23 protein-coding genes and 2 pseudogenes are annotated in these 22,290 nt (G+C 73.7%); 10 read left to right on the top strand and 15 right to left on the bottom strand.

Annotated features, from left to right (window positions below; translation table 11 throughout):
- Nucleotides 1-2: 2 nt before the first annotated feature.
- From AC2CHG_RS16640 to AC2CHG_RS16630, 3 genes are all read right to left on the bottom strand, one after another.
- Complete coding sequence (locus AC2CHG_RS16640; RefSeq protein ID WP_366621311.1) at nt 3-461, bottom strand: hypothetical protein; 459 nt, start codon at nt 459-461, stop codon at nt 3-5.
- A 63-nt stretch (nt 462-524) separates the two neighbouring features.
- Nucleotides 525-1,055, bottom strand: coding sequence for a hypothetical protein (locus AC2CHG_RS16635; RefSeq protein WP_355508219.1), 531 nt, complete (start codon nt 1,053-1,055; stop codon nt 525-527).
- A 162-nt stretch (nt 1,056-1,217) separates the two neighbouring features.
- Nucleotides 1,218-1,976, bottom strand: a complete 759-nt coding sequence (locus tag AC2CHG_RS16630; RefSeq protein WP_355508217.1) for a helix-turn-helix domain-containing protein — start codon at nt 1,974-1,976, stop codon at nt 1,218-1,220.
- A 534-nt stretch (nt 1,977-2,510) separates the two neighbouring features.
- On the opposite strand from AC2CHG_RS16630, the pseudogene AC2CHG_RS16625 reads away from it, so the two are divergent.
- Nucleotides 2,511-2,729, top strand: a pseudogene (locus AC2CHG_RS16625) (hypothetical protein).
- Entirely contained in the window at nt 2,726-2,965 is a 240-nt protein-coding gene (locus AC2CHG_RS16620) for a hypothetical protein (RefSeq protein ID WP_402811431.1), read from the top strand. Before AC2CHG_RS16625 ends, AC2CHG_RS16620 begins: the two are co-directional and overlap by 4 nt.
- A gap of 4 nt (nt 2,966-2,969) precedes the next feature.
- On the opposite strand, the gene AC2CHG_RS16615 is transcribed toward AC2CHG_RS16620, so the two are convergent.
- From AC2CHG_RS16615 to AC2CHG_RS16600, 4 genes are all read right to left on the bottom strand, one after another.
- Entirely contained in the window at nt 2,970-3,479 is a 510-nt protein-coding gene (locus AC2CHG_RS16615) for a DUF3592 domain-containing protein (RefSeq protein WP_357209471.1), read from the bottom strand.
- A 132-nt stretch (nt 3,480-3,611) separates the two neighbouring features.
- A complete protein-coding gene (locus AC2CHG_RS16610; protein WP_463841081.1) occupies nt 3,612-5,363 on the bottom strand; it encodes an ABC-F family ATP-binding cassette domain-containing protein in 1,752 nt (583 codons plus the stop codon).
- A 201-nt stretch (nt 5,364-5,564) separates the two neighbouring features.
- Entirely contained in the window at nt 5,565-7,412 is a 1,848-nt protein-coding gene (locus AC2CHG_RS16605) for a glycoside hydrolase family 15 protein (RefSeq protein WP_355508209.1), read from the bottom strand.
- A gap of 75 nt (nt 7,413-7,487) precedes the next feature.
- Nucleotides 7,488-8,444 (bottom strand): NAD(P)/FAD-dependent oxidoreductase, encoded by a 957-nt coding sequence (locus AC2CHG_RS16600; protein WP_484525070.1) that lies wholly within the window; start codon nt 8,442-8,444, stop codon nt 7,488-7,490.
- 80 nt (nt 8,445-8,524) lie between these two features.
- Here AC2CHG_RS16600 and AC2CHG_RS16595 point away from each other — a divergent pair, with 80 nt between their 5' ends.
- Both AC2CHG_RS16595 and AC2CHG_RS16590 read left to right on the top strand, forming a co-directional pair.
- Nucleotides 8,525-9,109 (top strand): helix-turn-helix domain-containing protein, encoded by a 585-nt coding sequence (locus AC2CHG_RS16595; RefSeq protein WP_484525069.1) that lies wholly within the window; start codon nt 8,525-8,527, stop codon nt 9,107-9,109.
- Between the two features lie 56 nt (nt 9,110-9,165).
- Entirely contained in the window at nt 9,166-9,963 is a 798-nt protein-coding gene (locus AC2CHG_RS16590) for an alpha/beta fold hydrolase (RefSeq protein WP_355508205.1), read from the top strand.
- A 1-nt stretch (nt 9,964) separates the two neighbouring features.
- Here the strand turns inward: AC2CHG_RS16590 and AC2CHG_RS16585 are convergent, their stop codons facing one another.
- Together AC2CHG_RS16585 and AC2CHG_RS16580 are read right to left on the bottom strand one after the other, a co-directional pair.
- Complete coding sequence (locus AC2CHG_RS16585) at nt 9,965-11,392, bottom strand: MFS transporter (RefSeq protein WP_357209475.1); 1,428 nt, start codon at nt 11,390-11,392, stop codon at nt 9,965-9,967.
- A gap of 74 nt (nt 11,393-11,466) precedes the next feature.
- Nucleotides 11,467-11,925: a MarR family winged helix-turn-helix transcriptional regulator gene (locus tag AC2CHG_RS16580; protein WP_355508202.1), complete on the bottom strand. Its 459-nt coding sequence runs from the start codon at nt 11,923-11,925 to the stop codon at nt 11,467-11,469.
- Between the two features lie 104 nt (nt 11,926-12,029).
- Between AC2CHG_RS16580 and AC2CHG_RS16575 the strand changes: the two genes are divergently transcribed.
- Nucleotides 12,030-12,905 carry a universal stress protein gene (locus AC2CHG_RS16575; protein WP_355508200.1) on the top strand — a complete coding sequence of 292 codons (876 nt, stop codon included), beginning with the start codon at nt 12,030-12,032 and terminating at the stop codon, nt 12,903-12,905.
- 59 nt (nt 12,906-12,964) lie between these two features.
- Here AC2CHG_RS16575 and AC2CHG_RS16570 read toward each other — a convergent pair whose 3' ends face one another.
- Both AC2CHG_RS16570 and AC2CHG_RS16565 read right to left on the bottom strand, forming a co-directional pair.
- Nucleotides 12,965-14,308: a TolB family protein gene (locus AC2CHG_RS16570; protein WP_484525068.1), complete on the bottom strand. Its 1,344-nt coding sequence runs from the start codon at nt 14,306-14,308 to the stop codon at nt 12,965-12,967.
- The gene (locus AC2CHG_RS16565; protein ID WP_357209477.1) at nt 14,305-14,808 is read right to left on the bottom strand and encodes a SigE family RNA polymerase sigma factor; all 504 of its coding nucleotides are present in this window, start codon (nt 14,806-14,808) and stop codon (nt 14,305-14,307) included. The genes AC2CHG_RS16570 and AC2CHG_RS16565 overlap by 4 nt, the downstream gene beginning before the upstream one ends.
- Before the next feature lie 139 nt (nt 14,809-14,947).
- Here AC2CHG_RS16565 and AC2CHG_RS16560 point away from each other — a divergent pair, with 139 nt between their 5' ends.
- A complete protein-coding gene (locus AC2CHG_RS16560) occupies nt 14,948-16,162 on the top strand; it encodes an ROK family transcriptional regulator (protein WP_484525067.1) in 1,215 nt (404 codons plus the stop codon).
- 194 nt (nt 16,163-16,356) lie between these two features.
- Here AC2CHG_RS16560 and AC2CHG_RS16555 read toward each other — a convergent pair whose 3' ends face one another.
- On the bottom strand, nt 16,357-17,289 hold the full coding sequence (locus AC2CHG_RS16555; RefSeq protein ID WP_484525066.1) for a phosphotransferase family protein: 933 nt from the start codon (nt 17,287-17,289) through the stop codon (nt 16,357-16,359).
- Nucleotides 17,290-17,330: 41 nt separating this feature from the next.
- Nucleotides 17,331-17,906 (bottom strand): dihydrofolate reductase family protein, encoded by a 576-nt coding sequence (locus AC2CHG_RS16550; protein WP_484525065.1) that lies wholly within the window; start codon nt 17,904-17,906, stop codon nt 17,331-17,333.
- Nucleotides 17,907-17,998: 92 nt separating this feature from the next.
- Between AC2CHG_RS16550 and AC2CHG_RS16545 the strand changes: the two genes are divergently transcribed.
- Both AC2CHG_RS16545 and AC2CHG_RS16540 read left to right on the top strand, forming a co-directional pair.
- Nucleotides 17,999-18,577, top strand: a complete 579-nt coding sequence (locus tag AC2CHG_RS16545; protein WP_357209481.1) for a TetR/AcrR family transcriptional regulator — start codon at nt 17,999-18,001, stop codon at nt 18,575-18,577.
- A 74-nt stretch (nt 18,578-18,651) separates the two neighbouring features.
- Nucleotides 18,652-19,797 carry a polysaccharide pyruvyl transferase family protein gene (locus AC2CHG_RS16540; RefSeq protein WP_114921088.1) on the top strand — a complete coding sequence of 382 codons (1,146 nt, stop codon included), beginning with the start codon at nt 18,652-18,654 and terminating at the stop codon, nt 19,795-19,797.
- Nucleotides 19,798-19,806: 9 nt separating this feature from the next.
- Here the strand turns inward: AC2CHG_RS16540 and AC2CHG_RS16535 are convergent, their stop codons facing one another.
- Nucleotides 19,807-20,013 (bottom strand): hypothetical protein, encoded by a 207-nt coding sequence (locus AC2CHG_RS16535; protein ID WP_484525064.1) that lies wholly within the window; start codon nt 20,011-20,013, stop codon nt 19,807-19,809.
- An 85-nt stretch (nt 20,014-20,098) separates the two neighbouring features.
- Here AC2CHG_RS16535 and AC2CHG_RS16530 point away from each other — a divergent pair, with 85 nt between their 5' ends.
- On the top strand, nt 20,099-20,620 hold the full coding sequence (locus AC2CHG_RS16530) for a DinB family protein (protein ID WP_484525063.1): 522 nt from the start codon (nt 20,099-20,101) through the stop codon (nt 20,618-20,620).
- Between the two features lie 4 nt (nt 20,621-20,624).
- Here the strand turns inward: AC2CHG_RS16530 and AC2CHG_RS16525 are convergent, their stop codons facing one another.
- Nucleotides 20,625-21,485: a carbohydrate kinase family protein gene (locus AC2CHG_RS16525; protein ID WP_484525062.1), complete on the bottom strand. Its 861-nt coding sequence runs from the start codon at nt 21,483-21,485 to the stop codon at nt 20,625-20,627.
- 86 nt (nt 21,486-21,571) lie between these two features.
- On the opposite strand from AC2CHG_RS16525, the pseudogene AC2CHG_RS16520 reads away from it, so the two are divergent.
- Nucleotides 21,572-22,290, top strand: a pseudogene (locus AC2CHG_RS16520) (ATP-dependent helicase); the annotation flags it as partial.

The raw sequence follows: 22,290 nt of genomic DNA, 5'->3' as shown, positions 1-22,290 counted from the left end.
GCTCAAGCTGGATGGTCGTTCAGAAATGACTGGGCAGCCGCCTTCGTGGCCGCTACGACCTCGTTTGTCTGGTCGTATGCCGTGCCCCATCCGACGTACAGCTCCAGGAAGCGATCGGCCACGGGTCGCAGCTCCGGCAACTGGGATTCGGCCGCCTGGCAGTAGATCTCGTGGGCCAGATCCTCGGCGTCGCCGTCTCCCGCAACGATGTCCGCCGCTACCTGACGCATGAGGTGCAGCCGAGCGCCGCGCTCGTCCGGCACCGGCGAGCCGAGTTCGTCCATCGCCTGCCGGAACAGATCGACTGCCTCCCGCGACTGGCCCTTCGACAGGCCGGCAAGCTCACGCAGGCCCGGCGAGTCGACGCCCCGGGTCAGAGCGTGAGCGGCCGCCATCGGCAGGTCGTCGCCGACCGGTTCGTCCATCGCCAGCCGGACGGCGAGGTCGCGCAGGTGCTCCACGCCCGAGAGGCTAGGCGATGTACGAGGGCAGCGTCGGCCGTCGCGGTGCGGTGTGGTGACGGGTCAGCGGATGCCCGCGGCGTGGAGGCGCCGGGTGGCGTCCGGGTCGATGCTGGTCCGCACGAGCGAACCGGGTGCATCCGCGGAACCGGTACTGAACGCGCTCACCACCAGCACGACGGACAGGACCGGCATGAACAGCGTCCGGACCAGCATGGCCCAGCACGCCTTGACGCCGATCCGTCCGCCGTCCTTGGCCCGCACGAGCTGCGTGCCGGTGAGGACGCCGCCGAGCGCCCGGCCGTTGCCGTAGCAGAGGCCGTAGAGCACCGGCACCAGTACGAACAACGCGAGCACCGCCCCGGCGAGGGCGCCGCCGGAGAGGGTTACCGCACGGTCCACCACGGACAGGGCGACGACACCTACCGCGACAGCGAACAGGCACACCACGAAGTCGATGAGCCAGGACATGACCTGCGCCATCGTGCCGGCCTTGACATACAGCGTGCCGTTGCCGAACATCGCGATCCGCTTGGCCTTCCGGGCACCGAGCACGTGCTCTGCCTGCGCCTGGGCGGCTTCCAGTCGGGTCAACGGCCGGCCCGTGGCGCGGACTGTCACAGCGTTCTCCTGTTGTCGTCGCGAGCACGATGTGCGCCTCGCCTGGATGCGAACACCCTGCCGTGCCGCATTCCGCTGCAGAGTAGTCGACACGAACACCGTTCACGCCCGCCAGCCGAGGCGATGGTGCGGCCTCTACGTCGCTGACGTGTTGTACCGGTCCAGCGTCGCCTTGGAGGTCGACGCGTCGCGGAAGACGAGCTCCCACGGGCCGGTGTTCACGGCCATGTCCTTGCCGAATCCGACCCACTTCCCAGCCATCCGTCGGCCCGTCGGCTCGGCCAGAAGCTGGATCGCCCCGTGATAGCGGGCGCCCCGGTAGTAGCCGGCCGGGTCGGTCTGCTCCACCCACGTGCCGGTGATGACGGCACCGTCCACGGTCAGGTCCAGCGACAGAGACGAGGACGCCGATCCGGGCAGGCTGCGCGCGGTTAGCCTGTCGCCGTGCTGGAGCAGGACGACGAAGTGTTGTCCGGCGAAGGACTCCTCCCGGCCGCTGGAGTAGTACTGGTAGCGGCTGAGCCACACGCCCTCGTACGACCTGTGGGCCGTGGCGGGCTTGGGCGTCGGCGTCGGCGTGACCAGGCTCGATACGGGTGAGGTCAGGTCGTGGCCGCCATGTTTGTCGTCGGCCACGTGTCCACCGGGCACCGCGGCGAAGCCGAGCAGTGAGATGGGCAGACCGGTGACGACCTCCAGGGCGCGGGCATAGACGGGGCGCGGTGCGGCGATCACACCGGACTCCCATCGCTGGACGAGTCGCTTGTTGGCGTCGTTGGGCTCGCCGACGCGGTGGCCGGCGGCTTGGAGCGCGCGGGCGAAGTCGTCCTGGCTCATGCGCATTCCGGTACGGACGCCGCGCAGAACCGTGTTGGGGGCGGTCATGCCCGCCACGATAATGCTATGTCGCCTGAATGTCGCCACCTATGTGGTCGGCTTGTCGGCTCTTGTGCCGTCGCGATCGGTGCCACCGAGACGTCACTGTGGACGGGCAGCGGCTGAAGATGGCCGCGTGTTTTCCCTGACGGAGGTGGAGATGCCGAGCACTGGCGACGAACCGTCGATGAGCCGTAGCGAACAGATCCACGCGGTGGACCGAGAGGCGACAGAGAGGCGACCTCTCGCCGCTGCTGAGGCGGCTCTCGGCGAGGGCGTCGGTGGGCTCAGGACCGCACTGTCCCGGTTCGGGATTCCCTTGCTTCTGCGGCGGCTCGTCGGTCGGTACCTTCCGTCGTCGGCGGTGTCCGGTTTCGGCGAGCGCCTCCAGGCGATGGAGCAGGAGATCGCCCGACGGCGCTTGCTGGACCAGGCGCGAGGCGGACAACGGCCCCCGGCAGGCGACGCCTCGCGAGAGCGGGAGCGCCGCGTCTCGTACGACGCGTACCTGTCCGCCGCTGCGTTGACGTTCGCCCGGCGGCATCGGCCGGTCTGGTGCTGGCGACGGTGGAGACGGGTCTGCCGGTGCGGCGCCGACCTGCCCTGTCATTCGCGGCACCGGCTTCCGATCAATCGTGGTCACTGGCCGCAGGGGAGTGACGAGTGATCGGCGGGCCGGAGGAGACGCCGTACCCCTGCTGGCAGGTGGAATGGGCGACCAGCCGGCAGGCGCGGGCGGTCACCGCGCGGTTCCTGGAGGGCGCGCGGTGACCACCCACGGCCCGGTCATGCCGGTCTGGACCTGCGGCGGCTGCGACGGGCCCTGGCCCTGCGCGACGCGCAAGCGTGAGCTGCGCGCGGAGTACGCCGGTGCGCCGGTGTCGCTGGCCCTCTACCTCGGCGCCTACCTCGTGCAGGCCTCCGAGGACATGCCCTGGGCGCCGGCCGGTGCACTGCACCGCCGCTTCGTCGGATGGACCCGGGAGGCCGGTCCGCAGGGGCGGTGACTGCTCAGCCGCGCCGCTCCCACAGCCGCCGCCGGAACCGCATCCATTCCGCCGGTACGACGAGGCAGCCCGCCACGGCCGGCGGCACGGTCACCAGGAAGTCCGGCCACCGCCAGATCGGCGCGTCGGCTTCCCGCAGGTGGGTGGGGTGCCGGGGGTCGTAGCGGACCGCTATCACGTCGCCTGCGGCCGGCCGGTGCGCCGGGTTCTCCAGGATCGCCGTCGTGCCCACCGGTCCCGACATGTAGACGACGTTCAGGGACTTGCCGCGCCCCTCGTAGTTGGCGCGCACCACCTGCGCCTCGGCGATCCGGCCCCTGGTCTCCAGCATGCGGTTCTCCCACACCTGCCAGCCGACGAAGGTCAGGAACAGCCCGGTGAACAGGGACGTGACGAGCAGCCAGAGGCCGGCTGTCAGCGCGGTCGCCCCGTCGCCCCGCAGCAGGCCGAGGACGGCCTCCTCGTAGCGCGAGGGGCGGCCGACGTGCCCGGCGTCCGCTCCGTCGACAGCCATCCCGCCGCTCCTTCGCTGACTGTCCCGGGACCCGACGGTAGCCAGCCGGTCCAGCCCGGTGAGGACGTGGTGACGAGAAGTGAGTATGCCTGAGAGGCATGTTTATGACTCTCAGGCATATCGCTCGGAGTATCACTCTTCCGGAGACGCATGACCCTCTGTGATCGAACGACCTGGCGGCGTCGGAGGGGCGAACGCCGCCACCCGCCGGTCCGGGACCGGGGCGGCGAGCGGCAGCGTGGGCCAGGCCGCCAGGTCGTGGAGCATCTGCCGGTCGTGGGTGGCGACTACTACCGCCGCCCGGGTCGTCAGCAGGGCCGCGGTGAGGTCGTCGACGAGCGGCGCGGACAGGTGGTTCGTGGGTTCGTCGAGGATCAGCAGGTCGGGACGTTCGGCCAGGCGCAGCGCCAGGTTCAGCCGCCGTTGCTGTCCGTGCGACATCCGGCCGACCGGGGTACGCCGGGCCTCGGCGTCGAGCAGGTTCGTCGCGCCCAGCGGCAGGGCGGTGCCGGAGCCGAGACGCCCGGTGGAGTGGAGCCGTCCCACGTGCTGCTCGTACAGGTCGTGGGCGCGCATCGCCTCCGGCCAGTCGGGCACCTCCTGACCGAGGTACGCCACCCGCGCGCCGGACGGGTGACGGACCTCGCCGGTCGACGGCGCGAGGTCGCCGGCCAGCACGGAGAGCAGCGTCGACTTGCCCGCGCCGTTGGGCCCGGTCACCAGCAGGCGGTCCCCGCCGTCGAGCGTGAGCGTGACCCGGGTACGCAGGCGCCCGGTCACCGTCACGTCGTGGCACCGCAGGATCGGCAGTCCGGCCCGGGTGTCCAGCGGCGGCCAGCGCAGCGGCTGCGGCGGCTCCGGGACGGTGATCCGGTGCTCGTCGAGCGCCTCCTGCCGGCGACGCAGCGCCTGGACCAGGCCGGGCGCGCGGGACTGGCGCTGGTGCTTGCCGTGGCCCTTCTCCGGACGCCAGCCGGTGCTGAGCCGGCCCTGCGCCTCCCGTACCGCGTCGGCCAGCCGCTGGTGCTCGGCCTGCTGCGCCTCGTGGTCGCGTACCCAGTGCGCGAAGTCGCGGCGGCGCCCGTCCTGCCAGGCGGCGTAGTCCCCGGCATAGCGGCGCGGTCGCCCGTCCGCGCTGGGGTCGAGGTCCAGGAACTCCGTGGCCACGTCCCGCAGCAGGGCGCGGTCGTGGGTCACCAGCACCACGCCGCCCGGGTGCTCGCGCAGCCGCGCGGTGAGGAAGGCCAGGCTGTCCGCGTCGAGGTGGTTGGTCGGCTCGTCCAGCATCAGCAGGTCGACCCGCGCCCCGAGCAGGCACGCCAGCCGGACCCGGTAGCGCTGGCCGACCGACAGCGTCGCCAGCGGGCGGTCCCGGTCCGGGCAGGCGTCGAGACCGGCCAGCGCCACGTCGACGCGACGCTGCGCGTCCCAGGCGTCCAGCCGGGTCGCCGCGTCGAGCGCTGCCGCGTACGCGTCGTCCGCGCCCGCCCGGCCCTCGGCCAGCGCGTCGGCGGCGTCGTCCAGTGCCCGCAGCGCGCGTTCGGACTCCCGGATCGCCCCGTGGACGAGCGTGCCCACCGTCTCGCCGCTGCGTGCCTCCAGGTTCTGCCGGGCGACGCCGATCGTGCCCAGCCGTTCCACGGTGCCCTGGTCGGGCACGAGGATGCCGGCCAGCACGTGAAGCAGTGTGGTCTTGCCGCGGCCGTTCTCGCCGACGACCGCCAGGCGGGATCCGGCGGAGACGGTCACGCCGACGTCGGACAGCACGACCCGGCCGCCGCGTACGACGCGGACGCCGTCGGCCCGGACGTGCGCCCGGTGCCCGGCGGGCAGCAGGCTGTTCGAGGCGAACGGGGATGAAGGGATGTTGTCGAGGTTGTTCACAGTCCGCTCTTCGGCTCGTCGTGGAGCCGGGCAGCGCGAGGACACCGCCCGGCGGGAACGCCAGGACGGCGGAGCAGAGCTGGTACGTCAGAAGAAGCCGGTCACCCTGCCGCCGTCAGCGGAGGGACCAGGGCTTCATGACGGCGGCGTGGAACCTCATGCGGTCGACACTACCCGGAGCAGGACCGGAGATCACCGGGATTATCGGCGCAGGCGGGCGGAGGCCTCGGCGTCGAGCAGGTCGTTCACCGCCAGCGCCGAGTTGATCAGCGCGAGGTGGCTGAACGCCTGCGGGTAGTTGCCGATCTGCTCACCGGTGGAGGCGATCTCCTCGGCGTAGAGGCCGAGGTGGTTGCTGAAGGTGAACATCTTCTCCAGGGTGAGCCGAGCGTCGTCCAGCCGGCCGGAGCGGGCCAGCGCCTCGACGTACCAGAAGGTGCACATGTTGAACGTGCCCTCGTGGCCGGGCAGCCCGTCGGGGGAGTGCAGCGGGTCGTACCGGTGGACCAGGCTGTCCGAGACGAGATCCCGCTCGATCGACTCCAGCGTGGACAGCCAGAGCGGGTCGCTGGGCGTGACGAAACCGACCGCCGGCATGTAGAGCAGCGCGGCGTCGAGCACGTTCTCGTCGTACGCCTGCACGAAGCTGCCGCGTTCCCGGTGGTAACCGCGGGCCATGACCTGGTTGTAGATCCGGTTGCGCTGCTCGGTCCAGCAGTGCATGTCCCCGGGCCGGCCGGTGCGGGTGGCCAGGCGGATGGCCCGGTCCAGCGCCACCCAGGACATCACCCGGCCGAACGTGTAGTTGCGGGGGTGGTGGCGGCTCTCCCAGATCCCGGCGTCGCGCTGGTCCCAGTTGTGGCAGAGCCAGTCGATCAGGCGCACGGTGCTCTTCCACACCTGGTGCGACACGCGGATGCCCTGCTCGTCGGCGAGGTGCATGGCGTACAGCGCCTCGCCGTGGATGTCGAGCTGGATCTGGTCGGCCGCGCCGTTGCCGATCCGCACCGGGCGGGAGCCCCGGTACCCCTCCAGGTGGTCGAGCACCTCCTCGTGCAGGTCCGAGGACCCGTCCACCCGGTACATGATCTTCAGGGGGTCCTGGTGGTCGCCGGCCTCGCGGATGCGCTCGTCGAGCCAGTCCATGTACCGGCTGACCTCCTCGGTGAACCCGAGGCCGAGCAGCGCGTGCACCGAGAACGAGGTGTCGCGTACCCAGGTGTAGCGGTAGTCCCAGTTGCGGGAGCCGCCGACCAGCTCGGGCAGCGCGGCGGTCGGCGCGGCGATCATCGCGCCGGTCGGCGCGTACGTCATGAGCTTGAGCGTGATCGCCGAGCGCTCGACCATCTCCCGCCAGCGGCCGGTGTAGCGGGAGCGTTCGACCCAGCGCCGCCAGTAGTCCCGGGTCCACTCGAACATGCCCTGGACCTCTTCCTGCGGGATGGTCCGGGGTTCCTCACTTCCGGTCTCCAGGATCACCCCGCCGGTGTCGCCCTCGTTGAGGGTGCCGTACGCGATGAGGTCGCCGCCCTCCATGCGGATCTCGCCGGTCTGGGCCCACAGCTGCCGAACCGGGTCGATCGGGTTGAAGGTGAGCGTCGCGGACGGGCTGCGGAACAGGTAACCGTTGCGGTGCCGCTCCAGCTCGTGGCTCTGGCGTGCGTAGTCGAACCGGGGCCGGCACTCCACCCGGAAGCGCATGCTGCCGCGCACCATGTTGACCATGCGCACGACGCGGTGCGAGTCGGTGACCCGCTCGCCGGTGACCGGCATGAAGTCCATCACCTCGGCGACGCCGTCCGCGCTGATGAACCGGGTGATCAGGATCGGTGTGCCGGGCAGGTAGAGCTGCTTGGTGACGTACCGGACCTCGTGCGGGGCGATCTGGAAGAAGCCGCCCTTGTCCTTGTCGAGCAGCGCGGCGAAGATGCTCGGCGAGTCGAAGCGTGGCGCGCAGAACCAGTCGATCGTTCCGTCACAGGTCACCAGCGCGGCGGTCTGCAGGTCGCCGATGAGCCCGTGATCCTCGATCGCCGGATAGCCCTTCACATCGCCCCCCAGGTTCCGACTGCCCTCTCCGACTCAACCTAGGGGAAGAATTGTCAGGTTAGGGATGATTCTTGGTCACCCACCCGCCCGCGCGCCACGGTGCGCCTCGACCGCCCGCCGGGTCTCCGCCTGCACCAAATCCGCGTTGATCATCGCCGCGGTCCAGGCGCCCGCCGCCGCGGCGGCGCCGACCTGCGCCGACAGGTTCGTCACGTTGCCCGCGACCCACACCCCGGGCACATCGGTACGCCCCGACTCGTCGGCCGGCAGGTACTCGCCCATCCCGCTGGGGTGCGGTTGCGGGTGCAGGCCCAGCCCGGCCAGGAACCCGGCGCGCGCCACCATCCGGGGCGCGACGGTGAGCACCTCGCGCTCGACGGTTCGGCCGTCGCGCAGGCGTACCCCGGTCAGCCGGCCCTCGACGGTCTCGACGGCCGCGATCTCGCCCTCGACCACCGGTACGCCGCGCGCGGCGAGCTGCTCGGCCTGCTCGTCGGTGAGCGGCGGCGCGGTGTGCCGCAGGTAGACCACGTCGTCGCTCCACTGCCGGAACAGCAGCGTCTGGTGCACCGACATCGGGCCGGTGCCGATCACCCCGATCGGCCGCTCGCGCACCTCCCAGCCGTGGCAGTACGGGCAGTGCACCACGTCCCGCCCCCAGCGCTCGCGCAGGCCGGGCACCTCGGGCAGCTCGTCGACCAGGCCGGTGGCGACCAGCACGTGCCCGGCGCGTACCCGGCGGCCGTCGGCGAGCGCCACCGCGAACCCGTCGCCGTCGCGGTCCACCGTCTCGACCCGGCCCTCGGTCAGGTGCCCGCCGTAGCGGCGCACCTCGTCGCGGCCGCGCGCCAGCAGCTCGGCCGGCGGCACGCCGTCGTGCCCCAGCAGGGCGTGCACGCCGTCGGCGGGCGCGTTGCGCGGCTCGCCCCCGTCCACCACCAGCACCGACCGGCGTGCCCGGGCCAGCATGAGCGCGCCGTTGAGCCCGGCCGCGCCGCCGCCGATCACCAGTACCTCGTAGTTCTCGGTCATCGTGACCACCTCCGCGACCAGACTGCGGCGAGGTCCGGCAGAACTGCAAACTCTGTTGCTGATGTGGCAAACTCATGGGCATGGACGACGACCTCGATCAGGCCCTCGACGCGGTCGGCCCCCGGCTGCGCGCGCTGCGCCGCGAGCGGGAGACCACACTCACCGACCTCTCCGCCGCCACCGGCATCTCGGTGAGCACGCTGTCCCGGCTGGAGTCCGGCGGCCGCAAGCCGACGCTGGAACTGCTGCTCCCGCTGGCCCGCACGCACGGCGTCACGCTCGACGAACTGGTCGGCGCCCCACCAACCGGCGACCCCCGCGTCCACCTGCGGCCGGTCGCCGCGTTCGGGATGACCATGCTGCCGCTCACCCGCCGCGCGGGCGGCATCCAGGCGTACAAGCTGATCATCCCGGCCGGTGGGCGGTCCGAGCCCGAGCCGAAGACCCACGAGGGGTACGAGTGGGTCTACGTGCTCAACGGGCGGCTGCGGCTCGTGCTCGGCGAGCACGACCTGGTGCTCGAACCCGGTGAGGCGGCCGAGTTCGACACCCGCGTACCGCACTGGTTCGGCCGCGCCGACAGCGAGGGGGTGGAGTTCCTCAGCCTCTTCGGCAGCCAGGGTGAACGCGCCCACCTGCGCGCCCGCCCCCGCGCGTCCCGCTGATACCGGCGCGCCGGTAAACGCGCCCGCCACGGCGCCGGGGGCGCGACGATCGGCGGGTGACCTATGCGGACGTCGGCGGGCTGCGGATCTGGTACGAGGAGCACGGCGTCGGCAAGCCGCTCGTCCTGCTGCACGGCGGATACGGGTCGGCGGAGACGTTCGCGCCGGTCCGGCAGGCGCTCGCCGCGCGCCGCCGGCTGATCGCCGTCGACCTGCGGGGCCACGGCCGCACCGGTGGTCTGGACCGGCCGCTGCGGTACGAGTCGATGGCCGACGACGTGGCCGGGCTGCTGCGTCACCTCGGCCTGCCGAACGCCGACGTGCTCGGCTACTCGCTCGGCGGCGGGGTGGCCCTGCGTACCGCGATCCAGCACCCCGCCCTGGTCCGCCGCCTGGTGCTCGTCTCCACGCCGTTCCGGCGGCGCGGCTGGTACCCGGAGACGCTCGCCGCGATGTCCGCCCACGACGAGCGCGCCGCCGAGCGCATGCGCGGCACCCCGCCGTACGAGCGGTACGCGCGGCTGGCGCCCCGCCCGCAGGACTGGCCGCTGCTCTGGACCCGCAACGGGGAACTGCTGCGCCGGGACTACGACTGGTCCGCCGAGGTGGCCGCGTTGCCGATGCCGGTGCTGCTGGTCTTCGCCGACGCGGACGAGATCCCGGTGAGCCACGCGGCGGAGTTCTTCGGCCTGCTCGGCGGCGACCACCGGGACGCGGGCGGCGACGGTGCCGCCCGGCCCGCGTCCCGGCTCGCGGTGCTGCCGGGGCTCACCCACTACGACGTGGTGGCCTCGCCCGCGCTGCCGGCCGCTGTGCTGCCGTTCCTCACCCATCCGGCGCGCGCCCCCGGCTGACTCACCCCACGAGCGCCGGGGCGTCGGCGCGCGCCGCCGTGCGCGGGCGCAGCAGCGCGTACGCGAGCACGACGGCGACCACCACGAGCCCCGCGCCGACCGCGAACGCCGCGTGGAAGCCGCTGGTCAGGGCGGCGGCCCGGTCGTCGCCGAGCGCGACCCGGTCCGCGGTACGGGCGGCGGCCAGCGTGGACAGCACCGCGACGCCGAACGCCATTCCGAGCTGCTGGGTGGTGTTGAACAGCCCGGAGGCGAGACCGGCGTCCTCGGCGCGCGCGGCGGACATGCCGAGCGCGGTGAGCGCCGGCAGCACCAGTCCGAACCCGCCGGCGAGCAGCATCACCGGGAGCACGTCGGGCAGGTAGCGGCCGTCCGCAGGCACCCGGGCCAGCAGCGCGAACATGGCGGCGAGCAGCGTGAGCCCGGCGATCAGCACGGCCCGCTCGCCGAAGCGGGCGTTGAGCCGGGCCGAGACGCCGAGCGACACCGCGCCGATGACTACCGCTGCCGGCAGCAGCGCCAGCCCGGTGCCTGTGGCGTCGTAGCCGAGCACCTGCTGAAGGTAGAGCGTGACGAGGACCTGGAACGCGAACGTCGCGGCCACGGTGAGGATCTGCACCACGTTCGCCACGGCGACGCCGCGCGAGCGCAGCAGCCGCAGCGGCATGAGCGGACGGCGCGCGGTGGCCTGCCGGACCACGAACCCGGCGACCAGCGCGGCGGCGAGCGCGCCCAGGCCGAGCGTGTGCGCGGACGTCGCGCCGTACCGCTCGATCGTGACCACCGTGTAGATGCCGAGCACCAGCCCGGCGGTGACCAGCACCGCACCCGCCACGTCGGCTCCGGCGGCCAGGCCCAGGCCCCGGTCGGCGGGCAGCGTACGGACCGCGAGCGCGATCGTCGCAAGGCCGATCGGCAGGTTGATCAGGAAGATCCAGTGCCAGCCCAGCGCGTCGGTGAGCAGGCCGCCGGCGACCTGACCGATCGCCGCCCCGGCCGCGCCGGTGAACGCGAACACGGCGAACGCCCGCGCCCGCCCGGCGGCCTCGGGAAAGAGCGTGACCAGGATGCCGAGGCTCACCGCCGTGGCCGCCGCGCTGCCGACGCCCTGGAGGAAGCGGGCCGCGACGAGCGTGGCGCTGTTCGCCGCCACCCCGGCCAGCACGGAGGCGGCGGTGAACAGCGCGGTGCCGCCGAGGAACATCGTCCGGCGCCCGATCAGGTCGCCGAGCCGGCCGGCGAGCAGGAGCAGGCTGCCGAACGCGATCAGGTACGCGTTCACCACCCAGCTCAGGCCGGCGGGGGAGAAGCGCAGGTCGCGCTGGATGGCCGGCATCGCCACGGTGACGATGCTGCCGTCGAGGATGGTCATCAGGGCGCCGGTGGCGAGCACGCCGAGGGCGACCCGCCGGGAGCGGTGAGCGGACATGGAGTCCTCCTGTCGAGAGGTGCGACAGGAGAGACCGTAGCGGATAGTTCCGTTACAGACAATCTATTGAGGGACTATTGGCGGGCCCGGCGGGCCGGCTTCGGGCTCTGCACCGGCGTGGCCAGGTGGCCGGCGGCCAGGCGCTCCAGCGCGCGCAGGAAGACCTTCCGCTCGTCCTCCGGCAGGCTCGCGAGTGCCTCGGCGTGCACCCGGTCGACGATCTCCTGACTGCGCGCGGCGACCCGGGCACCCTCCTCGGTGACCGCGATGATCCGCGCCCGCCGGTCCGTGCGCGCCGGACGCCGCTCGGCCAGCCCGGCCCGCTCCAGCGCGTCGACCGTCACCACCATCGTCGTCTTGTCCATGTCGCCCATCTCGGCGAGCTGGATCTGCGTACGCTCCTCGGGCAGCGCGTGCGCGAGCACGCAGTGCATCCGTGCGGTCAGCCCGATCTCGGCGAGCGCCGCCGCCACCCGGGTACGCAACACGTGGCTGGTGTGGTCGAGTAGGTACGACAGGTCCGGGGTGCTCATCCGCCCAGCGTACCGATGATTCCGTGGCGGATGATCCGGCTCGGAAGCGGTCCGGGCCCGGATACGATCTTGTGAGATGTCGTCGGTGAGAGAGGTTGGGTGCGGTGAGCGACGAGCACGGCAGGCAAGTGGTGGTGGGTTACGACGGGTCTCCGGCCGCTAGCGCCGCCATCGAGGTGGGCGCGCTGCTGTTCCCCGGCGCGCACGCGTGGATCGGGCATCTGTGGACGCCTCCGTTCGCCAGCGAGGAACTCCGCAAGCGGCTCTGGACCGGCACCCGCAACATCAACGTGTTCGTCGAGGCGATCGAGCGCGAGGGCGGCCGGGAGGCCGACCGGATGACTGCGGTCGGCGTCATGCTGGGCCGGGCCGCCGGCTGGGACGCCGAGCCGCTCGTGTGCCGCAGCTACGGCGGCGAAGGACTCCGGCTCGCCGAGCTGGCCGACGAGAAGCAGGCCGACGTGCTGCTGCTCGGCTCGCGGGGCCTCGGCGGCGCCCGTGCCGTGCTCGGCAGCGTCTCCGACATGGCCGTGCACTACAGCCCGCGTCCCGTGCTGGTCGTGCCGCACCCGCTGCTGACCGACGAGTACGACGCGCTCGCCGCCGGGCCGGTGGTGGTCGGCTGGGACGCCTCGGGCGGATCCGAGGCCGCGCTCGCCGCCGCCCGCCGCCTCTTCCCCGAGCGGGAGATCGTCCTGGCCGCCGTGGACGGCGACGAGGGGGACACGCCGGACACCGTCGACGGGCAGCCGGTGACCACCGTGCGCGTGCGCGCCGGCGGCGGTGCTCCCGGCCGCGCGGTGGCCGACGCGCTCTCCGCCGTCGCCACCGAGCGCAAGGCGAGCCTGGTCGTGGTCGGCTCGCGCGGCCGCACGGCGGTCCGCAAGATCCTGCTCGGCAGCGTCGCGATGGCCACGCTGCACCGCGCCCACCGGCCGGTGATGGTGGTGCCGCAGAGCCCGGTCCGCGAAGCCGAGTAGTCCTTTGCGCCGACGGGTGTCTCCCCGGCGGGGGAGGCACCCGTGGCGTTCCACCCGCGTCACCGACGCGCGCGGCGCAGCCGCCGGTACGCCGCCAGGCCGCCGAGCACCAGCGCCACCAGACCCGCCCCCCACCACACCCGGCCGCCCGGGCCCGACGGCGGATCGGCCTCGCGGACCCGGCCGGCGTGTATCACGGAGTCCGCCACGTCGACGGCGAGCACCTGGTCCGGCGCGGTGAGCACGGTGACCGGGGCGGCGGCACCCGGCGTCAGGCTCAGCACCCGGATCGACCGCACGTTGCCGTACGCGGTCCGCTGGTCCATCTCCAGCCCGTCGGCGTACCAGCTCGGCGCGCTCGGCTCCGGCCGGTACGCGACCACCCACGCGGTCCCGTCCGGTAGCCAGCCGAGCAGCCGGATCGCCGTCACGCCCGAGACGGCGGCCAGCGGGGGCGCGGGCAGCTCCCGGCCGTCGGTGTCCACCCGGCGCAGCCGCCACCGGTCGGCGGCCGGCTCGTGCCCGACCAACGCCAGCGAGCCGTCCGGCAGCCAGGCCCCCTTGCCCGCCAGCGCGGTGTCGGGCGGCAGCGGGAACGAGGAGAGCTGCCGCCCGTCCGGGCTGCTCACGAGCACCTTCGTGCCGACCTGGTAGGCCAGCCTCGACCCGTCGGCGGCGAACGCGACAGGCGAGCCGAACACCGGCAGCTGCTCGGTCTCCAGCAGGCGGACCGCCCGGCCGGTGTCCAGCCGCACCAGGCTGAGCGTGTTGACGTACGAGCTGCGCTCCGGATTCGTCGGAGTCGTGTCCACGACCACCAGCGCGGACCCGTCCGGCGCCCACCCGGCCGGCGCCGTCCCCACACTGCCCGGCCGAGGGCTGGGCAACCGCCGGACCGTGCCGCCGGCCAGGTCGATCACGTCCACACCGGGGCTGGTGGGTGACCCGTTCGGCACCGCGAGGAACCGCCCGTCGGGGGAGAGCAGCACCCCCTGGCCGGCCGGCACCTCGAAACCCACCGTCCACGTCCGGTACCGGTCCGCGTCCGCCCCGACGATGCCGACGGTGCCGTTCTCGTCGAACAGGCCGGTCAGCCCGCGCGCCTGTCCGCTGAACACCACCGATGCCGGGCCGAGCGCGGGCCGGTCGGTGGCCCGCAACGCGCCGAACTGCGGCAGCCCGAGCCGGTCCGGCAGCGCCGCCCCGCCCGAGCCCGGCGGCGCGGTCCGGCCGTCCCCGCGTACCGTCAGCGGCACGGCCGCCACCAGCGCCAGCACCGCCGTGACCACCGCGGCGGTCCGCCACCGCGTGCGCCGCGCGGTCCGCACCGCCCGGTCGTGCACCGGGTACGCGGGCACGTCGGCCGCCGCCTCCCGCAACGCCTCCCGCAGCCGTACGCTCATCGCTCGCTCCTCTCCGGAGTCCGCTCCAGAAGCTCGGGGGCCAGCTCGCGCAGCCGGCGTACGGCGTCGTGGCCGTGCCGCTTCACGGTGCCCACCGAGCAGCCGAGCACCTCGGCCACCTGCGCCTCGGTCAGGTCCTCGTAGTACCGCAGCACCACCACGGCCCGCTGCCGCGCGGTGAGCCGCCGCAGCGCCGCCACCACGCTCAGCCGCAGCGCCGTCTCTTCGGTGTGGTCACCGCCGCCGCGCTCGGCCGGCGTCGCGTCGAGCCGTTCCGCCACCCGCCGGCGGCGCCACCAGGAGACCTGCTGGTGGTACATGACCCGGCGCACGTACGCCTCCGGATCCCCCTCCCGGATCCGCCGCCAGTGGCGGTAGGTGCGCGCCAGCGCGCTCTGCAACAGATCCTCGGCGAGCTGGTGATCGCCGGTCAGCAGGTACGCGGTCCGCGACAACGCGGGTGACCGCTGCACCACGAACTCCCGGAACGACTCCGACATGCCCACCCCCTCACCGCAATGAACGCCGGTCGGGCCCCCGATGGTTGAGGCGGCCGTCCCCGCGACGGGCGCTGGCACCCGTCGATGTGCGGGAACTATCCTCGGGCCACGAGCCAGTCGCCATCCGACGGAGTGGTCGATGCTGAAAGGTCTGGCAGCGGACCGGCACGCGCAGGGGGACAGCCGCCGGCTCAACCTCGGCGCGCTGCTGCGGCGCGTCCACTTGACCGGCCCGGTCACGCGCGTCGAGTTGGCCGACTGGATGGGCGTCAACCGCAGCACGGTCATGGCGCTCACCGCGGAACTGGCGGCGGCCGGCCTGGTGCGCGAGGTGACGGCGAGCGGCAGCGGACGGGCCGGGCGTCCCTCGCGTGTGGTGCGTCCCGCCTCCGACACCGTCTACGTCCTCGCCTTCGACATCGCGGTGGACCGGCTCGTGGCCGCCCGCGTCGGGCTCGGCGGTGTGGTGGCGGCGCGGCTGGAGGCGGAACGGCCACGGGCCGGTGCCGACCTCGACTCCGTGGTTTCGGTGCTCGCCGACTTCGGGCGGGCCCTGCACCATGCCGCGCCACCCGGGTCGGTCTGCGTCGGCGTGGGCGCCTCCTACTGCGGCATGATCCGGCCGGGCGACGGGATGGTCCGCTTCGGACCGGACATGGGGTGGGTCGACCAGGCGTTCGGTGCCGAGCTGGCCCGGCGGCTGGACCTGGGCCTGCCCGTCCTGGTCGGCAACGAGGCACACCTCGGGGCGCTGGCCGAGCATCAGCGGGGCGCCGGCGTCGGTGTGCAGAACCTGGTCTACCTGCACGGGGACGTGGGTGTGGGCGGCGGGATCATCGTCGGCGGTGAACTGCTCGACGGCGACGGCGGGTACGCCTCCGAGGTCGGGCACATGCTTGTGAACCCGTACCAGGGGCGGCCCTGTGGCTGCGGCTCGCGCGGGTGCCTGGAGGCCGAGGTCGGCGAGCGGGCGCTGCTCGACGTGGCGGGCCGCCCCGCGCAGGAGAAGGGGCGGGAGGCGGTACGCGCCGTGGTCGCCGCCGCCGCTCAGGGGGAACCGGCAGCGCAGGCGGCGCTGCGGCACATCGGTGACTGGCTGGGCATCGGCGTGGCAAACGTGATCAACCTGTTCAACCCCGGCGTGGTGATCTTCGGAGGCACGCTCAGCGAGGTCTTCCCGGTCTGCGCCAGTCACGTCCGCAGCCGGATCGCCGCGAACGTGCTGCCCATCTCCCGCGACAAGGCCCGGCTGCGTGTGTCCGCGCTCGGCTACGACGCGACGTTGATCGGCGCCGCCGAACTGGGCTTCGCACCCTTGTTCGCCGACCCCCTGCGCGTCCCCGCTTCCAGCTGAGCCCGCGCCGTCCGTGCCGCCGCGCGTCCGCGCCTCGGCGATCTTGAAGTTGTGGCACCTCATAAGGCGCGCAAAAAGGACATCCGGGGCGCCATAACTCCAAGATCGACGGAGGTGGGCGCTCGGCGACGCGAGCGGCCGCGGAGGACGGCCGCCGGGGTGCGCGAGGGCGAGGGCGGGGGCGCGAGGGTGGGTCAGGGGGTCAGGCGGTGGGTCAGCCAGGGGAGCAGGGATTCGCCCTGTAGGCGCTGGAACGCTCGTACCGTGGGGATGCCGGGTGGTGGGGGCTGGCGGGCGCCGTCGAGGAAGAACCCGGTGAGCCCGGCGAGCACGCCGGTCAGGTCGGCCGGGTCCACACCTGCCGTCAGTGGCTGGGTGGCCAGCAGGGCGTCCGGGTCGTGTCCGCCGTACACCTGCACGTTGACGACGGTGAGCAGCGTGTCCAACCAGGCCGGCCCGCGACAGGCCCAGGGCCAGTCGACGACGGTGACCGATCCGTCCGGGCCGAGCAGCAGGTTGTCGGCGCGCACGTCGACGTGGCAGAGCGTGTCGCCGGCGAGCGCGGCCAGTCCCCGGTCGGCGGCGGCGCACAGTTCGGGCAGGTGGGACCGGGCCCACGGGTCGAGGTCGGCCGGCGGGTCGGCCGCGAGGCGCCGCCAGCCGCCGAAGTCGTGAGCGAGCCGTTCGGCGGCGGTGGGGGTGGGCGCGGCGGGCGGCGCCGGGGTGAGCGCGCCGGCCATCGTCTCCAGCGTGGACAGCACGGCGGTCAGCTCGTCGGCCCGCCACGGGGTGACCGGGTGCCGGCCTTCGACGTCGGCGAAGACGAGCGCGATCCAGTCGCCGTCGTCGTAGCTGCCGAGCAGCCGGGGCGCGGGCGTGTCCGGCGGCAGGGCGGCGGCGATGCGGGCCTCGGCGCGGTGCAGGTCGGGACTGCGGTCGTTCTGCGCCGGGCTGACCGCCTTGACGAAGGCCCGGCCACCGCCTGCGGTACGGACCCGGTCGGCGGTGCCGGGGGAGAAGCCGCCCGGCTGGGACCGCGCCGCCACCACCCGGTCGCCGAGGACGCCCTCGACGCCGTCGCGTACGTGCCCGGGCAGTTCGTGCCAGTGCAGCCGAGTCTTCGTCACGGTCCCACGGTGCGTGCCGCCCGCCGTCCGGGGCAACCGGGTTAATCGTTGCGCGTGTAGTGCAGGACGACCACGCCGGCGTCGAACGGGCGCGCCGAGGTGAGCGTGAGCCGGCGCGGGTCGAAGCCGCTGTCGACGAGCTTGATGCCGCTGCCGACGACCACCGGGTTGAGCTTGACCACCATCTCGTCGATCTCGTCGAGGAGCTGACCGGCGAGCTGCCCGCCGCCGCAGAGCCAGATGTCGCGTCCGGGCCGGGTCTTCAGCTCGCGGACGAGGGTGGCCGGGTCGCCGTCGACGACGTGCACGTCGGGGTAGTCGGCAGGGGGCAGCGAGCGGCTGAACACGTACTGCTCCAGGTGGGCGTACGGGCTGGTGACGCCGATCTGCAGGCCCGGCTCGTAGCTGCCGCGGCCCATCAGCACGGTGTCGAAGCGGCCGCTCGGCGGGGAGTCGATGCCGAGCTGGGCGTGGGCGAACGTGGGCAGCGTCTGGGGCCACTCGGCCACCAGGTGGGGCGCCAGGTCGGGCGTCAGTGGGAGGAAGTCGAACGACCCGTCGGGTGCGGCGATGAAGCCGTCGAGTGTGCTGGCGACGAAGTAGACGAGCTTGCGCAAACCGGCTCCGATGTCCGAGGTGATCCACGACGGCTGTCGTGGTTCGGCGATGAATGTACAACACTTGTCGTGGTTGTTGCTAGTGTGTTCGCGTGGCCAGGAATCCGGAACGCCGTACCCTGCTCGCCGACGCCGGGCTGCGGGTGCTCGCCGACGCGGGCGCGCGGGGGCTGACCCACCGGGCGGTCGACGCCGAGGCGGGCGTGCCCACCGGCACCACCTCGAACTACTTCCCGTCCCGCGCGGCGCTGCTCGCCGGCCTGGCCGAACGCATCTTCGACCGGATCGCGCCCGACCCGGCCGTGCTGGCCGGCCTCGGCCGCCGCGAGCCGTCGCTCGCGCTGATGACCGACTACCTGCGCGACATCGTCGCGCGCACCACCCGCGAGCCGGGTCTCACCCGGGCGCTGTTCGAGCTGCGGCTGGAGGCCGCGCGCCGCCCGGAGCTGCGGGCCGCGCTCGGCGGCGTGCTGCGCCGGGGGTACGCCGACGACGTCGCCCACCACACCGCGGCCGGACTGCCGGGCGGGGCGTACGAGGTGGCGCTGCTGCACTACGCGGTCGACGGGCTCCTGCTCGACCTGCTCACCACCTCGATCGACGCCGGGTTCGACACCGATCAGGTGGTCTCGGACCTCGTCTCCCGTCTGGTCGGCGACGCCACCGGTTGAGCCTCCTCGCCGTGCGTTAAGCCGGGGCGGCCAGCGGGAACGCTGGCGCGGACGCCCCTGGGAAGGAGCAACGGATGAGGGAACGCACCGGACTGACCATCGGCGTGCTCGGCTCCTACGGCGGTCGCAACCTCGGCGACGAGGCGATCCTCACGGGTCTGCTGGACGATCTGCGCCGCCACGAGCCCCATGCCCGGATCATCGTCTTCTCCCGCAACCCGGCGCACACCGCGCTGGCCCACCCCGAGGTCGAGGCGGTGCCGTGGGAGGGCGTCAGCCGAGTCGACTCGTCCCCGGTGCTCAACCAGCTCGACCTGCTCATCCTCGGCGGCGGCGGGATCCTCTACGACAAGGAGGCCCGGCGTTACCTGCGGGTGGTCCGGGTCGCCCAGGAGCGGGGGCTGCCGCTGATCACGTACGCGGTCGGGGTCGGCCCGCTCACCGACACGCTGGACAGCGGCATGGTGCGCGAGACGCTGGCGCAGGCCGTCGAGGTGACGGTCCGCGACCAGGAGTCGCGGATGGTGCTGGAGGAGGCCGGCCTGGTGAACCCGATCACCGTGACCGCCGACCCCGCGTTCCTGCTCGAACCGGAGGAGTTCCCCCAGCAGTGGCTGCGCGAGGAGGGCGTACCGGCCGGCTCCCGGCTGGTCGGGCTCAGCGTGCGCGAGCCGGGCCGGGCCGCCGAACGGCTCGACGTGGACGGCTACCACCGCCTGCTCGCCCAGATCGGTGACTTCCTGGTGCACCGGATCGACGCGTACGTGCTGTTCGTGCCGATGGAGCGCGACGACATCCGGCACTCCCACGGCGTGCTGTCGCACATGACCGCCGCCGACCGGGGCCGCATCCTGCACGGCGACTACCGCCCGGCGCAGATCCTCGGCCTGATGCGCCACTTCGACCTCGCGGTCGGCATGCGCCTGCACTTCCTGATCTTCGCGGCCATGATGGGCACGCCGTTCCTGCCGCTGCCGTACGCCGGAAAGGTCTTCGACCTGGCCCAGCGCCTCGGTGTGCCGGCGCTGCGCGGCGTGGAACGCGAGGTGGAGGGCCCGTTGCTGGCCGAGGTGGACCGGCTGTGGGACGAGCGGGAGGCCCGGGCCGACGCGACCGCGCGCCGGGTCGCGGAGGTGTGCGAGCAGGCGCGCGGCACCTCGCAGGTGACCCGCAGCGTGCTGGACAGCATCCGGGCCCGCACGCTGACGCACGCGCTGTGAGCCGGGCCGTCAGACCGCCGGGCCGCGCCAGGCGTAGACCCACTCGCGGCCCGGCTGGTCGTCCGACTCCAGCTCGTAGATCTGCGCCTCCGCGAGCCCCTTCGACCCGAGGTGGTAGTGGGTCAGCGGCGGGCGGCCGTTGACGTCCAGCTCGACGGTGACGGTCTCGCCGTCGGCCGTGCCGCCCACCAGGGGGATCTGCACCGTGGAAGCCATGCGCCCATCCTGCCCCGGCCGGCCCGCCCGCGCAGGGGATCACGCGGGGCAGCGGGGTGGGCACACCGCGTACTAGGGTCCGGGGATGGCGCACCCGACGATCGATCCGACACTCGGTCCGGTCCTCGCCCGCACGGGCGGCGAACGGGCGATCCTCGACGCGTTCCTCGACTTCCACCGGGCCACAGTGCTGCGTAAGACGCGCGGCCTGACCGACGCCGACGCCACCCGGCGCCTGGTGCCCTCGCTGACCACCCTGGCCGGGCTGCTCAAGCACCTGACGGTGGTCGAGGGGAACTGGTTCCGCTGCCTGTTCGCCCCCGAGCCGGGCGACGTCTACGTCACCTCACAGGACGACGCCGACGCCAGCTTCGCGCTGGGCGCCGACGACACCGTCGAGTCGCTCGTCGCCGCGTACGAGGCGGCCTGCGACGAATCCCGCCGGGTCGCCGCCCGCTTCGACCTCGACCACGTGGTGCCGCACCCGCAGCTCGGCGAGGTGTCGCTGCGCTGGGTGCTGGTGCACCTGATCGAGGAGACCGCCCGGCACGCCGGGCACGCCGACATCCTGCGCGAGCAGACCGACGGCGAGACCGGCGCGATCTGACCGGTCACTCGCGGGGCAGCAGCCCGTCCGGATACTCCATCCCGTCGTGGGTGCAGGCGGCGGCCGCCACCCGGGCGGCGTACCGGGCCGCGTCGAGGACGCCCGCGCCACGCAGCCGGGCGGCGATCACCCCGGCCGCGAACGCGTCCCCGGCGCCGTTGGTGTCCACCACCGGCCCCGGCGGGGTGGCAGCGGGCACGTGCGTCGGCGGCACGCCGGGCGTGTGCAGCGTCGCGCCCGCCGCCCCGCCGGTGACCAGCACCGTGCGCGGCGCCAGCTCGGCCGCCTCCTTCGCGGCCCGCTCGCCGAGCCGCGTGTCGCTCACGAAGACCAGGTCGGCGATCCGGGCGAACGGACGGTGGTAGTCGTTCTCGCCGTCCCAGTCGTGCAGGTCGGTGGAGACCGACGTGGCGGCGCGCAGCACCGCCAGCGAGTCCCGGGCCCAATCCATGATCGACAGGTGGACGTGGGTCGCCTCGGCGACGAGCGCGGCCAGCTCCGCCTCGCCGAACGGCGCCGGCCCCGACCACGGACGCGGATCGTGCAGCGACATCCGCCGCCCCGCCGGGTCGACCAGGTTCACCGAGCGGCGGGTACCGGCCGGCGCGTCGGCGAGCGTGGTCCGGATCGAGGTACGCGCCAGCGCCGCCCGCACCACGTCCCCGGCCGCGTCGGCACCCAGCACGTCGACGAGCGCCACCCGCAGGCCGAGCGCGTGCGCGGCCAGCGCCACCCCGGAGCCGGTGTTGCCGATCCGCAGGTCGATCGGCGGCACCAGCAGCGAGTCGGCGACGGGCGGCGGCAGCGCGGGCACCTGGACCCGGACGTCCACGCCCAGCCCGCCGATCACGAGAAGGTCGACCATGTCGCCGACGATAGCGGCGCCCGGCGGCCTATCCTGACTCCCCGGGCGCCGTCTTCCGGCCCCGGGGGCGCCGTCGAGGGGGAGCAGTGCTGGTCATCCACGGGTTGTGGCTGCCCGGCGCCGGGCTCGCCCTGTGGGCCGAGGACAGCACGCTCCCGGCCCGCGCGCCCCGCCGCCCCGGCCGCGTCCCGCGCGAACGCCCGCACCCGTTCGCCGCCGACCACGCCACGCTCGCCGCCGCGCTCGACGGCGTGCCCGGCGAGCCGATCTCCGTCCGGCTGGACCTGCCGACCCGGGCCGGCTCGCCGCTGGACTCGCCGGAACTGGTCCGGGCCACCGTCGGGGAACCGGTCCGCGGCCCGGTCACCCGCGCCGGATGGCGGGCTCCCGCCCTGGGGTACGCCCCGGACGCCGCGTACGCGCTGCTGCGCGCCCCGATGCCGGGCCCGGTCGGGGCGAGCCTGCGTCACCTGTGCGAGCTGGCCGACTTCGCCGCCGACCTGGTCGTACGCGGCCGGCTGCTGCCGGTCGTGCTCGAGGCGTACCCCGGTGGTGGTGGACCCGACGGCGGGTCGGCCGCGACCGGCCGGCGGACCTCGGCGCGGCGGTCATCGGCGGCCTCGGGCGCGGGTGTCGCGGGGGCCGGGCGGCGGCTGCGGGCCGTTGGGGTGGACGACGTGGCGACCGGGTGGGCGCTCTGGCGGCCGCTGCTCACCGGCACCGATGCGGGCTGGGCGCGCGACCTGGCGACGGCGTCGCCACCGGCGGCCCGCGCCGCCCGGGAGTGGCGGTCCGAGCCCTGGGG

Source organism: Micromonospora sp. ATLC20 (assembly GCF_057196585.1).
Note: the sequence above shows the minus strand (reverse complement) of the source record. Positions and strands in the feature narration are given on the sequence as shown.

Coding starts and splice junctions, on each gene's coding strand:
- AC2CHG_RS16595 (WP_484525069.1), top strand. CDS start 8,525: ATGGACGACGACCTCGATCAGGCCCTCGACGCGGTCGGCCCCCGGCTG.
- AC2CHG_RS16565 (WP_357209477.1), bottom strand. CDS start 14,808: ATGTCGGAGTCGTTCCGGGAGTTCGTGGTGCAGCGGTCACCCGCGTTG.
- AC2CHG_RS16530 (WP_484525063.1), top strand. CDS start 20,099: ATGGCGCACCCGACGATCGATCCGACACTCGGTCCGGTCCTCGCCCGC.
- AC2CHG_RS16570 (WP_484525068.1), bottom strand. CDS start 14,308: ATGAGCGTACGGCTGCGGGAGGCGTTGCGGGAGGCGGCGGCCGACGTG.
- AC2CHG_RS16525 (WP_484525062.1), bottom strand. CDS start 21,485: ATGGTCGACCTTCTCGTGATCGGCGGGCTGGGCGTGGACGTCCGGGTC.
- AC2CHG_RS16560 (WP_484525067.1), top strand. CDS start 14,948: ATGCTGAAAGGTCTGGCAGCGGACCGGCACGCGCAGGGGGACAGCCGC.
- AC2CHG_RS16580 (WP_355508202.1), bottom strand. CDS start 11,925: ATGAGCACCCCGGACCTGTCGTACCTACTCGACCACACCAGCCACGTG.
- AC2CHG_RS16600 (WP_484525070.1), bottom strand. CDS start 8,444: ATGACCGAGAACTACGAGGTACTGGTGATCGGCGGCGGCGCGGCCGGG.
- AC2CHG_RS16615 (WP_357209471.1), bottom strand. CDS start 3,479: ATGGCTGTCGACGGAGCGGACGCCGGGCACGTCGGCCGCCCCTCGCGC.
- AC2CHG_RS16540 (WP_114921088.1), top strand. CDS start 18,652: ATGAGGGAACGCACCGGACTGACCATCGGCGTGCTCGGCTCCTACGGC.
- AC2CHG_RS16585 (WP_357209475.1), bottom strand. CDS start 11,392: ATGTCCGCTCACCGCTCCCGGCGGGTCGCCCTCGGCGTGCTCGCCACC.
- AC2CHG_RS16535 (WP_484525064.1), bottom strand. CDS start 20,013: ATGGCTTCCACGGTGCAGATCCCCCTGGTGGGCGGCACGGCCGACGGC.